The sequence below is a fragment of the Limosilactobacillus gastricus PS3 genome (genome assembly GCF_000247775.1).
In the GTDB taxonomy this organism is placed as follows: domain Bacteria; phylum Bacillota; class Bacilli; order Lactobacillales; family Lactobacillaceae; genus Limosilactobacillus; species Limosilactobacillus gastricus_A.
Map to the genome: position 1 here is coordinate 1 of NZ_AICN01000005.1, position 12,686 is coordinate 12,686.

Here is a 12,686-nt window from a genome sequence, read left to right on the forward strand (position 1 = left end):
CTTGACAGATACTTGTACGGCAAGAAGATAGTATCCTAGTGCGATTCGTGATAAACTGAAAAGGTTATTGAAAGGAAGGATCGATACAATGTTGTCTCAACTGATTTTAACTTTAGTTATGATCTTAATTGCTTATCTCTTAGGTTCTATTCCCTCTGGTTTATGGATTGGTCTTTATTTTTACCATAAAGACCTGCGGCGTTATGGGAGTGGAAACATCGGTACCACGAATACCTTCCGTATCTTAGGCAATAAAGCCGGCACCATTGTTTTTATCATGGATGTTTTAAAAGGATCGTTGGCCACTTGTTTGCCTTATCTATTCCATAGTCCAATCAATCCTTTATTTATTGGTTTTTTTGCAGCAGTCGGTCACGTCTTTTCAATCTTTGACCACTTTAAAGGCGGAAAGGCAGTTGCGACGAGTTCCGGGGTCTTATTAGCTTACAACCCTTTATTATTTTTGGTTGGGGTCGTCATTTTTACGATAACTTTGCTCTTGACTAGTATGGTCAGCGTAGGTAGCTTAGTGGTAGTCCTTTCGATTACAATTATTGCCCTAATTCAACATGACTGGATATTATCTTTACTAGGAATTGTTATTACGATTGGGGTCTATTATTTACACCGGTCCAACATTCAACGAATTATCCATGGTCAAGAATCAATGGTCTCCTTTGGATTAGGTCAATATCTTAGAAAAAAACATTCTAAAAATTAAGAGGGTGGGAAGAAATGTCAATTAGCATTTCTTCTCACCCTTATTACTTTTTTGGTTCTTTTTATTTATGACTTAAAATTGGTATCATGACTTGCTTTCCAACGCTTAATATATTCAAGTCGTTGCTTAATTTTTCCTTCATTCCCCTGTTCGGTTGGTTGGTAATAAATATGATTATTAATTGATGCAGGTCGCGTTGGTATGGTCGTTAACTTGTCCGCATAGTGATGGGCCAATTGATAACCCTTCCCATATCCCATTTCACGCATTAACTTAGTGGTACCATTGCGGAGTTGCATCGGCACCGGCTCGTTGATGGTCTCTTTAATGTCTTTTTTAACGGCAACCCGCGCTTGATAGGTTGCGTTTGATTTTGGTGAAAGCGCCAAATAAATCACACACTGAGTTAAATGGACATCACATTCGGGCAAACCTAAAAATTGACAGGCTTGGAAAGTATTAATGGCTAAATTGAGGGCATTGTTGTCGGCTAAGCCAATGTCCTCACTAGCAAATCGAACTAAGCGCCGGGCGATGTATAAGGGATCTTCACCACCATCTAGCATCCGACTCAACCAATAAATGGCCGAGTCAACATCACTATTCCGCATAGATTTATGAAGTGCAGAAATAATATTGTAATGCTCTTCCCCATCTTTATCATAATATTGGGTTTTATGATCCGTTAACTCCGCTAATAAATTTTGGTCGACCGTCACTTGGTGATCATGCATATCACTATTGATCACTAACATTTCCAGGGTATTAAGGGCAGATCGGGCATCACCATTGGAGTAGATAGCGATCTCATGTAAAAGTTCATCCGTAATTGATACTTTGATCTCCCCAAAAGCCTGGGGTTCACTTAAAACTTGATGTAAAAGCTTCATCAAATCCTGATCTGACAAGGGCTTTAACATAAAGACCCGCGTCCGCGATAAGAGTGCAGAATTAATTTCAAAGGATGGATTTTCAGTCGTAGCACCAATGAGAATAATGCTACCCTTTTCAACATAAGGTAAAAAGGCATCTTGTTGCGCCTTATTGAAACGATGAATTTCATCGATGAAGACAATGGTTCTGATGCCCACTTGTCGATCATTCTCCGCCGCTTGCATGATTTTACGGATCTCTTTAATCCCATTCATCACGGCACTAAAGGTTACAAAGTGCGATTTAGTTTGGCGAGCGATAATTTCAGCTAAGGTGGTTTTGCCGACTCCGGGCGGTCCCCAGAAAATCATGCTGGATAACTGATCTTTTTCAATCATTTCTCGTAAGAATTTTCCGGGACCCACGAGATGCTCTTGACCGACAAAATGGTCTAGGTCCCTTGGGCGAACCCGACTGGCTAATGGAGCGTTTTCGTCCATTGCTTGGTCAAATAGCGAGGTTTGATCCATCTGATCATCTCCTTTCAAGCTAATAAAACGCTCCATCGGTTGGCCTGCAAAGTCACGTTAACTCGAATGGGTCAACGATCATTTCTAGGTCAACCCCATGGAGCGCCCAAACTATTTCGCGATTAAAATGGTTTAATTGAGAATGAATACGTATCAGAGTCCTGTGGTATCAACCGATGCATAGCATCCTTATCTTCCAGGCGCCCATCAGCATCAACAGCATCGGCTACTCCCCACCAAGGTTCAATACAAATAAAATTGCCCAATTTTGGATAAGCAGACCAAACCCCAACATAAGGAGTGTCAATCACTGATACTTTAACCCCATGCTGGGTTTTGGTGTCGGTTAAGTTAACCGCAAAGGGTTCCCCATGCGTTTCAAAAATAATGGCATCTTCATCAAATAAGTCATGATTAGCCATGATGGGTTGGTGCATATCCATTTTAAAGGGGTGTTGACGATCATTATAGGGACCAACTAACTTAAAGCGATCTAATTCTTCGGCCGGTTCGGTAGAAATCTCAACATCTTCAAAGTTACTAGTATCACTTAACGGCGTCCTAAAGCCTGGATGGGCACCGAGTGCATAGATCAAAGTTTGATCTTGACTAGGATTGACCACTAGGTAATTCACTAATAATTGATCATCAACTAGTCGATATGAAATATTAAGTTCAAAGGCAAATGGATAGACTTGGCGGGTCTGCTCGTTATCTTTTAATTGAAAAGTCACCGCATGGTCACTTTGTTTAGTGACTGCAAAAACCATATCGCGAGCAAAGCCGTGTTGACCTTGATGGTAGGTTTGCCCTTGATATGTGTATTGATCGTCCTTCAATTTGCCAACAAAAGGAAAAAGGACCGGTGCCTGCCGTTCCCAAGAATCAGGCGACCCTTGCCACAAATATTCAGTTTGGTCAGGAAGACGCTTAATGCTATGTAATTGGGCCCCTAATTCATTAATTGATACGCTTAAACGATTATTTTCAATTGTGATCATCTAACCTGTTCTCTCTCTCTTTAACATTACCGTTTAAAGTAACGTTGGTAATCCTCTTTCAAATGTTGAACAGTTATTGGTAAATGCCTCATCGTAGTAATGGAACTTCGATCGCCAAATTGATTCTGTAATTCCGCTAACGATGGGTGATTTTGACTGCTGGTTTGTCGAGCCGTTTCGCGTAATTGGCTCATTGTCAGCGGATGTTCCCAAACCGCTTCGATTTGTCGAATGAGGTAATAAAGACCATCAATACTTAACTGTTCACCAAATTTATTTGTGATAATTATATCATATTTTGATAAACGTTTATCATTAACTAACATTTCCACTAAATCTTTTGAAATGGGGATAATTCGTTCATTTTGGTTTGACTTAATTCGTAAGGTGTGACTATTAACATCAAAATCATCCCATTTTAAATTTAATAACTCTTGTGGTTTTAAACCTACTTCCATTAGCATCCGGATGATAATCATTTCTCGCCAGCTAAATTGATCGCTAACTAAGCGTACCAAGGACACTTGCTGATCTTTATTTAAAGCTGATCGTTGGTTGACAGTTTTCGGTTGTGCTAATTGAATCTCTATCAATGGTGACTTGCTAACTAGACCCTGTTTAATCAGGTATTTATAAAATTGCCGTAAACTAGAAAGGTGCCGCTGCATGGTTGCGGCACCTCGCTTTTGCTTTGTCAGGTGGTTAAAGTAGGCTTGGATATCAACCGGATCAAGTTCAGTTACTTGCTTGGATCCAATAAAATGAACGAATTTTTGTAAATCTAGTCGATAGTTTTTTATAGTCGATGAACTCTTACTGGTCGTGAGTGAATTTAAAAATTGCGCTAATAACTGTTGATTCGTTGCCATTGGTCTCACCACCTATTTTTGCACTTCTTCTTGGTAATCACCATTTGGACAAACCACTTGTTTGCCGCCTTTGACCTTCTTTTCGACCAAGAAGTGACCGTCTTTTGGACACTTACGATCAATCGGTCGATCCCATGATACGAAATCACAATCAGGGTAACGCGAACAACCGTAAAAGGTCCGGTTCCGTTTTGACTTACGTTCCACAACGGTTCCTTGACCACATTTAGGACAGGTAATCCCCGTATCCTTCACGATTGCTTTGGTATTGCGACAGTTAGGGAAACGAGAACAGGCATAAAACTTACCATATCGCCCCATTTTAATAACCATAGGAGCGCCACAGATGTCACAATCCTGTCCAGCTAATTCATCGCGCATCTCAATTTTAGCGACTTGATCTTCAGCTTGAACAACTTCTTTAGCAAATGGTTGATAAAAGTCATCAATTACTTTGACCCAATTCTCTTTACCTGCTTCCACCGCATCTAAATTTTGTTCAACATCAGCCGTAAACTTCACATTAACGATTTCGGGGAACTGTTCCGAAATAATCGTATCGACGATTTCGCCTAATTCAGTCGGTTCAAAATGCCGAGATACTAGGCGGACATAATAGCGACGTTGAATCGTATCTAAAGTTGGTGCATAAGTTGATGGTCGTCCGACCCCGTTTTCTTCCAAGGCTTTAACCAAGGCCGCTTCCGTATAGCGGGCCGGTGGTTGCGTAAAGTGTTGGGCCGGATCGTCTTTCACCATGGTTACCTGGTCCCCCACCGCAAGATCTGGTAACAAATTATCCTTTTCATCCCCCCGTTTATAAACCTTGGTAAAACCAGGGAACTTAACCTTTGAGCCATTAGCCCGGAAATTGACTTGACCTTGCGTAATAGTTACCGTCATGGTGTCGGTCACTTGCGCTGTCATTTGACTAGCGACAAAGCGACACCAGATTAAGTTATATAACTTATATTGGTCATTAGTTAAATACTGCTTAATTGAAGCCGGTGTTCGCAAAACTGAGGTTGGTCGGATGGCTTCGTGGGCATCTTGTGCCCCTTCCGGTAATTTCCCTTTACGAGGTTTGGTGGCCGCATATTCAGCCCCATATTGGTCATGAATAAATTCGGCTGCTTGATGTTTAGCTAATTCCGAAATCCGCGTGGAATCCGTCCGCATGTAGGTGATTAACCCCACTGCCGCACCTTGACCAATATTGATCCCTTCATATAACTGTTGGGCTGCCATCATCGTTTTCCGTGTCCGGAAATTTAACCGACGGTTGGCGTCTTGTTGTAAGGTAGAAGTCGTATAAGGAGGTTGCGGAGCGCGCCGCCGTTCTTTACGTTCCACATTTTCAATTAAAAATGGCGCCTTCCGATCTAATTGACCCAAGACCTGTTGGACCGCCTCATTATTAGGTAATTTAGTTTTCTGACCATCAATGCCATAAAAACTGGCCGCAAATTTTTCGCGACCTTTTTTAAATTCAGCATCCAAAGTCCAATATTCTTCGGGTTTAAAATTCTTAATTTCATTCTCGCGTTTAATAATCAGGTTTAAGGCCACTGACTGGACACGCCCCGCACTCAATCCTTTTTTGACCTTTTTCCAAAGGATGGGACTAATTGAATACCCAACCAACCGATCAAGAACCCGCCGTGCTTGTTGAGCATCAACCAGGTTCATATTAATTTGACGCGGTTCATTAAATGATTCTTTTACAGCGTCCTTGGTAATTTCATTAAAGGTCACGCGATTTAAATTTTCATTGGAATCTTTCAAGAGAGTGGCAATATGCCAAGCAATTGCCTCCCCCTCCCGGTCGGGATCGGATGCTAAATAAACGGCTTTAGCATTTTTGGCATCCTTTTTTAATTCCTTGATGACACTACCTTTTCCCCGAATTGAAATATATTCAGGTTGATAATCATTTTCAATATCAACCCCCATCCGACTCTTTGGCAGATCACGCACATGACCAACACTGGCCACGACCTTGTAAGTACGACCCAAGTATTTTTCAATGGTTTTCGCCTTTGAAGGTGATTCCACAATCACTAATTTCTTTTGCGGAGCCTTCCGAGTGGTTTTCTTTTTTGTTGATTTCTTCGTTGTTGTTTTAGTAGCCAATTTGAGGCACTCCTCTATAAATTTATGCATACTATTATTAACAAGTCCATTTCCATCTGTCAAATCAAATCGTAATATTAATAGTAGAAACAGCTATGTATACTCTTCCAGAATATCAAGCGCCCTAAGGATTGGTTTGGCTCCTTCGGCAATTAATTCATTACAACCGGTCGATAATTCATGATTAATCGCTCCAGGAACTGCTAGTACATTGCGATTTTCCTGTAAGGCTAAATTAGCCGTAATTAAACTTCCGCTTCGTTGCCGCCCCTCCACGACTAAACAACTCTGACAAAGGCCAGCGATGATCCGATTCCGAGCTGGGAAGTGGCTCGCCAATGGCGGCGTACCTAATGGATACTCCGTTAATACTAATTGCGATTGCATCATCTGTTGCATTAACTGTCGATGTTCCTGTGGGTAGAACCGGTCTAACCCGGTTCCAATGACGGCAATCGTCTTTCCGGCATGATCAATTGCAATATGATGGCTATAACCATCAACACCCCGAGCTAACCCGCTAACGATCGTAATTCCCGCATAAATAACTGGGGGTAGTAATTGATCCATCACCATTTGCCCGTATGAGGACATTTGACGAGCTCCCACCACTGCTAACATCTGTGTAGTTAATAGTTCTCGATTACCGCGATAATATAAGACCGTTGGTGCCCCATAACTTTCTTTTAAGGCTGCTGGATAAGCTTCATCAGTGATGAGTAAATGTGGCACCGTTTGATTAAGGCGCATTCGGCGATCAAGTTCGGGCGAAAACCATTGATTTAAAATGGCTTGGCCTTGTTGACTAGATATGCCTGCAGTCTTCAACAAAGTAGCTAATGCAGCCTCTGGACTAGCAATTTTAGCCCGAATTATTTTAAGTTGATTAACTGACCCCAGATGTTCACACAGACTAAGTCGAAAAATAAAATCATTTAATTTCATAAAAAACCTCCATACTATCAAGTACGCAGGTTTTAAAATATCAGTTTGTCTTTATAAATATTTCGGCACAGGATTAAAAGTCCGCCGATGAATGGGACTAGCACCTAATTCAGCTAGACCTGCCAAATGTTTGGCTGTCCCATAACCCATATTATCCTTAAAGTTATAGCCCGGATATAGTCGATCATAGGTGGCCATTAAGTGATCCCGATATTCTTTAGCGACAATACTGGCCGCGGCCACGGAAATACTTTTTTGATCACCTTTAATCAAGGTCGTTTGATCAATTGATGTATCTAGTGGAACGGCATCGACAATTAAATGGGTGGGTTGATGGTGTAGAGAATTAACACAACGCAACATTGCATCTTGAGTTGCCGCATAAATGTTCATTTGATCAATGACGGTCGCTGAATTAACCGCTAATCGGACTTCAACCGCTTGATCAACTATCTGTAAGTAGAGCTGCTCACGTTCATGCGGGGTTAACTGTTTAGAATCCGTTACTCCAATCAGGTTAAAGTCCTCATTTAAAATGACAGCACAGGTGACAACTGGTCCAGCAAGGGGGCCGCGACCAACTTCATCAATCCCAGCTACCCATTGATGGCCACGTGACCATAATTCACGTTCGTATTTAAAGCGGGCCTGAAAAGCTACTTTTGCCTGGGCTTGCTTCTTTAGCCGCTTTTTTAACTGTTCTAGAGCCGATTGGACTCCTTTACGCTGATCATTACTAAGGGCTAAGACAAACGGATCTTCTAAATTTGAAATCTTCTGAAGGCGTTTTTTGATATCACTTATCGTTAATTGATGATCATTCATTTAACCCCTCCGCATTAAGGTCAGCCGGTCTTTCAAGCGTAAAGGTACCTAATTTCCCCTTACGCATATCGAAAATGATCCGTTCACTTGCCCGTTCATAATCATCGCGCATTCCTAGCTTTTGGGTAATTGTTAATAATAATTCGGGAGTTGACACGGCCTCATCGACTTCTCCATCCGTTAACCGATAGCGTTTTTTTAATTCAGCCATCCGGTATTGACGTAAATAGTCTAAAGCAAAAATGGCAACATCATCTTTGGGATAAAGGCTATCTTTAATGGCTCCCGAAAGAGCTAACATCGTTCCTTGTTTGGTTGTCGCGAATTTTGGCCAAAGAACTCCGGGAGTATCTAGCAACTCTAATTCAGCTGATGAGCGTAGCCATTGCTGTCCGGTCGTTACCCCTGGTCGATTAGCAGTCGCGGCCACATTTTTGTGCACCAAATGATTGAGCAATGTGGATTTTCCGACATTTGGTACCCCCACACACATCGCTTTGATTGCCCGTTTTTGCATGCCCTTGGCTGCTTCATTAGCCATTTTATCAGCTAACACTTTTTTAGCCGCATTGGTCACTTTTTTAGCAACTTGTTGCTCCCGTGAATCCAATGCCAAAACTGGTTGACCCTGATTTTTAAAAAAGGCTAACCATTCTTTAGTGACTTCTGGATCAGCTAAATCGGTTTTAGTCATGATCAATAGACGTGGTTTATCACCAGCTGCTAAATCAACTTCAGGGTTTTGACTCGAATATGGCACTCGAGCGTCGACTAATTCAAAAACTAAATCCACTAGGGGCATTTGTTCCCGAATCTGGCGTAAGGCTTTTGCCATGTGACCGGGGAACCATTGGATTACTGCCATCTATCTTTCCTCCTAATTCATTTTCGCTAGATATAACTGCCAAGCATCATCAAAAATCGTCATCGAGTACAGATAAGTCGCGTTTTCTTCTAAATACTTAGAGATTTCGTCAAAGTCTTGCGATCGTTTAGGAAAAGCCGAATCAAAAAAGGCATCATTAGCAAACTGCTCGATCTCATTTGGTTGATTAGGATTTCGCTGGGTCATTAAAAATTGATAAAAAGATTCCCGGTACATAAAGTCCTCCTATTTTTTAGGGATGGTCAGACCAATCCGAAATTGCCCCTGATCCATATTAATTTCATTCACGTGATAATTGATGGCTTTCTTTTGACTATATTTGTTTAAATCCAGCAAGATCGTTCGCTTTTTTTGGTTTAAACTGACCCAATCTGGCAATGTATAATTTTTCTTGATATAGCTCATAATGTATGACATCGGTAATTTTAACTGACCAACCGAAAGACTTTTCGCATGTAAAATGACGTTTCCTTGACTGGTTTTTTCGGGTACAAAATTAAGGGCAAATTTAACTTGAACGCCCATAAATTTAGTCACCCCAATAACAGATGCATATTTTTTACCGACAATAAATTGATACTTTATCGTTTTGTCTTTTAAAAATTGATTGAGATAATTTGAAGATAAAGTATTTACTTGATTACGACTCAGCACCAATTCTAATGAGGAATCACTAGATTTAGGAGCTTTAGTCTCAGCGACATTGGTTAAAGGCGCGGTTCCCTGATAGATAACCGTACCAATCACGGCAAGATTAATGGTTAACAAACCGATAAACAACCATTTCCAAAGAGAAGGTTTAATCTTTTTCATTACTTTTATTCCTTTACAATTCGATATTCAAATTGATTATGTTGCTTCATTACTTTTAACAAGGCCTGCGCCATTTTCGTATAGCCACGATAATTAGGATGGTAATTATCCGACGGTGAAATATAGTTGTTTAAATTAGACGAAGTATTCATTACCTGAATGAGATCACTTTGCTTGGTAGAAGATTGATTAGCCTGTTTCGTTTGCGATCCTAAGGAGGATCGCGAACTGGCACTAGTATATTGACCATAAGACATTAACTTTTGAATGTTTACAAAATAAGTCTGTTGGTACTTTTGAACGGTTGCCTGGGTGTAATGATTCCAAATGGTAACAGAATTCTCCATAGTGGTGACATTTGGAAAATAGACATAGTAAGGATTATAGATACTAATCACAAATATTGGAGCCGTCTTATTTTCTTGGCGAATAGCGCGCATTAATTGTCGTAATTTCTTTCGATAACTAATGCCAGCTTTTTGAACCGCAGTTTCAACTTGGTTAGCAGATTTACCTGGTGCTTTAGCGTACAGGACTTGGGATAAGTCATTTCCGCCTACGGTCATCACAATGACGTCCGCCGATTTTAAATTGTGCTGAATGATTGACTGATTATGTAAGCGTTGCAAGATTTGATCAGACCGATCCCCACTCTTCCCATAATTATAAGTGATGACTTGGTTGTGATACTGGTTAGCTAATAAGTGCTTGATAATGCCTACATAACCACCTTGTTGCTTTTGATCACCAACTCCTTGGGTTAAGGAATCACCGATCGCGACTAATTTGATCTTTGATTTCAAAACCTTCTTAGGACGATTTTGGCTAGCTGCTTGTTGCCAATAGTAGTAGCCTCCTCCTCCAATCAGGAGGAGAGCAATAATTATCAAAAATACCCAAATTCTTTTTTTCATTTTTCAATCCAATAAGAAACCTCCAAAGTCCAAGTGACAACTCTGGAGGCTTAATCATTAATTATTTAGTATAGTAAATTAAACAGTTAGCCCCGAATCCTGTATTGGTAGCAATTACCGGGACCGTAGTTCTAACTAGCACTGGAATGTCAGGAAAAGCTTCATTTAATTGGGCTTTTAACCATTCCATTTCCTTGCCGGCAGCCACGTGAGAAATCCCAATCGCTACAATTTCAGGACCTTTAACCATATCCGCCACAATTTGTGACCACAATTTGTGCATTCCTTTATTTCCCCGCACCTTTGCTGGAATTTCAATTTCCCCATTGCCCACCTTTAGCATTGGCTTAATATTTAGAACGCCGGATAAAGTTCCCGCAAATTTACTTACTCGTCCACCAGCAACCAAGTTTTTAACATTATCAATTGCTAAATACAGGGTCGTCTTTTTTTCCGTTTCCCGCGCCTTAGCGACTACTTCTTCCATGGTCGCTCCGGCTTTAATGGCTTTCGCCGCTTCGATTAATTGATAAGCTAAGGCTCGATCAGTAGTTAAAGAGTCAATCACGGTGACGTCTGTCTCGGTCATCGTTGCCGCTTGTTCGGCAGCATGTACCGTCCCACTTAAACTGGCCATCATATCAATACATAAAACTTGGCTGCCATCCGCGCCTAGCCGATCAAAGACTTCCACAAATTTCCCTAATGGTGGTTGCGAAGTCTTGGGAAGGTTAGTTGATTCTGCCATTTTGGCAACGAATTCATCATTAGTAATATCTTCACGTTCGACGTATACTTGATCGTCAATCATCACGCTCAAAGGAACAATCGTAATGTCATATTCTTTAATTTCCTCATCTGTTAAACCCGCAGAAGAATCTGTTACTAATTTAATGTTTGCCATAGTCTGATTTCACTCTTTCAATCGATTTGATATATAATGAAGCTAATTTTACCTGAACGTTTAACTTCGACTCTCAATATTATAACAAAGCCGTCGCCATTTTTCATGAATCATCGCTAAAAAGGAGTTACTTATGACGATTACCAAACGACATTATAAAACCCTCTTAATTGAAATTGGTAATGCTATTACCCATGGACTGGGCGCCGCTTTAGCAATTGCTGGTTTAGTGGTCTTAATCGTTCATGCCGCCCTGCATCCGCAAGTACATAACGCCATGCGGATCACTACTTTTGCCATCTATGGCAGTATCATGGTGCTCTTTTATTTAGCATCAACCTTATTCCATTCGCTCATTTTCACGCGAGCCAAACACGTTTTTCAGGTTTTTGATCATTCGATGATTTATATGATGATCGCCGGCTCTTATACTCCCTATTGTTTAGTCGCCATTCGGGGAGCTTTGGGCTGGACGCTTTTCGGGATTATTTGGGCCATGGCGATTGCCGGAATCGTCTACAAAAGTATTTGGTTAAATAAAAAGAGCCACCTCTCAACCATGATCTACGTGATCATGGGTTGGATGTGTCTCATTGCCTTAGTACCCTTGTGGCATAGCTTAGGTCCGGCTGGCTTTGGCTTGCTCTTTGCCGGGGGAGTAGTTTACACCCTGGGAGCTTTACTATACAGTTTCCCAACTGACTACACTCATTTTATTTGGCACTTCTTTGTTATGGCTGGGTCGGCCTTAATGTACTTTTCGATTCTATTTTATGTCTAAACTTTTTCCCAGTGTTCAAAATGACAAGAAGGAGTCTTTGGATCATTACTGATGACTGATTCACGTTTGGTTAATGTCCACTGATCATAATTGATCAGTGGCATTTTTTTATCGCCTTGAAAATCTCCTTCGATGACCGTCCGCTCCAAAACATTTACCAAGGACAGGGTTTGTTGAAACAGGCCAGCACCACCGATAATGGCCACGGCTTGATCAGCTAAGCGGTCTTCTAAAACCTGTTGTAATTCATCAATTGAATGTAAGACTGTCACTCCTGGTAGCTTAAGGTCGCGATGTGTGATCACAATATTTTCACGATGCGGTAAAGGGCGACCAATCGATAAGTAAGTATTGTAGCCCATCACGATTGGTTTACCCATGGTCACCGCCTTAAAATGCTTTAAATCCGCCGGTAGATGCCACGGTAAAGCATTATCCTTGCCAATCCAGCCCGCTTCATCTTGTGCCCATACAAATGAAATCTCCGCCAT

At 41.1% G+C, this 12,686-nt stretch carries 14 protein-coding genes; 2 read left to right on the top strand and 12 right to left on the bottom strand.

Going from position 1 to position 12,686, the window contains the following annotated elements:
* The first annotated feature begins 88 nt into the window (after window positions 1-88).
* A complete protein-coding gene (gene plsY / locus PS3_RS00260) occupies window positions 89-721 on the top strand; it encodes a glycerol-3-phosphate 1-O-acyltransferase PlsY (RefSeq protein WP_040467778.1) in 633 nt (210 codons plus the stop codon).
* A 65-nt stretch (window positions 722-786) separates the two neighbouring features.
* Here plsY and PS3_RS00265 read toward each other — a convergent pair whose 3' ends face one another.
* The 11 genes from PS3_RS00265 to PS3_RS00315 form a co-directional block, all read right to left on the bottom strand.
* A complete protein-coding gene (locus PS3_RS00265; protein WP_007121607.1) occupies window positions 787-2,124 on the bottom strand; it encodes a replication-associated recombination protein A in 1,338 nt (445 codons plus the stop codon).
* A gap of 122 nt (window positions 2,125-2,246) precedes the next feature.
* Complete coding sequence (locus tag PS3_RS00270) at window positions 2,247-3,125, bottom strand: aldose 1-epimerase family protein (protein WP_007121608.1); 879 nt, start codon at window positions 3,123-3,125, stop codon at window positions 2,247-2,249.
* Between the two features lie 26 nt (window positions 3,126-3,151).
* Window positions 3,152-3,994, bottom strand: a complete 843-nt coding sequence (locus PS3_RS00275; RefSeq protein WP_040467780.1) for a tyrosine-type recombinase/integrase — start codon at window positions 3,992-3,994, stop codon at window positions 3,152-3,154.
* 12 nt (window positions 3,995-4,006) lie between these two features.
* Entirely contained in the window at window positions 4,007-6,127 is a 2,121-nt protein-coding gene (gene topA, locus PS3_RS00280; RefSeq protein WP_007121609.1) for a type I DNA topoisomerase, read from the bottom strand.
* Between the two features lie 93 nt (window positions 6,128-6,220).
* Window positions 6,221-7,072, bottom strand: a complete 852-nt coding sequence (gene dprA / locus PS3_RS00285; RefSeq protein ID WP_007121610.1) for a DNA-processing protein DprA — start codon at window positions 7,070-7,072, stop codon at window positions 6,221-6,223.
* A 51-nt stretch (window positions 7,073-7,123) separates the two neighbouring features.
* Window positions 7,124-7,897: a ribonuclease HII gene (locus PS3_RS00290; protein WP_007121611.1), complete on the bottom strand. Its 774-nt coding sequence runs from the start codon at window positions 7,895-7,897 to the stop codon at window positions 7,124-7,126.
* On the bottom strand, window positions 7,890-8,762 hold the full coding sequence (ylqF, locus tag PS3_RS00295) for a ribosome biogenesis GTPase YlqF (RefSeq protein WP_007121612.1): 873 nt from the start codon (window positions 8,760-8,762) through the stop codon (window positions 7,890-7,892). Before ylqF ends, PS3_RS00290 begins: the two co-directional genes overlap by 8 nt.
* 12 nt (window positions 8,763-8,774) lie before the next feature.
* On the bottom strand, window positions 8,775-8,999 hold the full coding sequence (locus PS3_RS00300; protein ID WP_007121613.1) for a YozE family protein: 225 nt from the start codon (window positions 8,997-8,999) through the stop codon (window positions 8,775-8,777).
* A 9-nt stretch (window positions 9,000-9,008) separates the two neighbouring features.
* The gene (locus tag PS3_RS00305) at window positions 9,009-9,596 is read right to left on the bottom strand and encodes a YpmS family protein (RefSeq protein ID WP_007121614.1); all 588 of its coding nucleotides are present in this window, start codon (window positions 9,594-9,596) and stop codon (window positions 9,009-9,011) included.
* 5 nt (window positions 9,597-9,601) lie between these two features.
* Window positions 9,602-10,510 carry an SGNH/GDSL hydrolase family protein gene (locus PS3_RS00310; RefSeq protein ID WP_040467785.1) on the bottom strand — a complete coding sequence of 303 codons (909 nt, stop codon included), beginning with the start codon at window positions 10,508-10,510 and terminating at the stop codon, window positions 9,602-9,604.
* A gap of 61 nt (window positions 10,511-10,571) precedes the next feature.
* Entirely contained in the window at window positions 10,572-11,414 is an 843-nt protein-coding gene (locus PS3_RS00315; protein ID WP_007121616.1) for a DegV family protein, read from the bottom strand.
* A gap of 133 nt (window positions 11,415-11,547) precedes the next feature.
* On the opposite strand from PS3_RS00315, the gene trhA reads away from it, so the two are divergent.
* Window positions 11,548-12,195 carry a PAQR family membrane homeostasis protein TrhA gene (gene trhA, locus PS3_RS00320; RefSeq protein ID WP_007121617.1) on the top strand — a complete coding sequence of 216 codons (648 nt, stop codon included), beginning with the start codon at window positions 11,548-11,550 and terminating at the stop codon, window positions 12,193-12,195.
* Here the strand turns inward: trhA and PS3_RS00325 are convergent.
* Window positions 12,192-12,686: a dihydrofolate reductase gene (locus tag PS3_RS00325; protein ID WP_007121618.1), complete on the bottom strand. Its 495-nt coding sequence runs from the start codon at window positions 12,684-12,686 to the stop codon at window positions 12,192-12,194. The two genes, trhA and PS3_RS00325, sit on opposite strands and share 4 nt — an antisense overlap.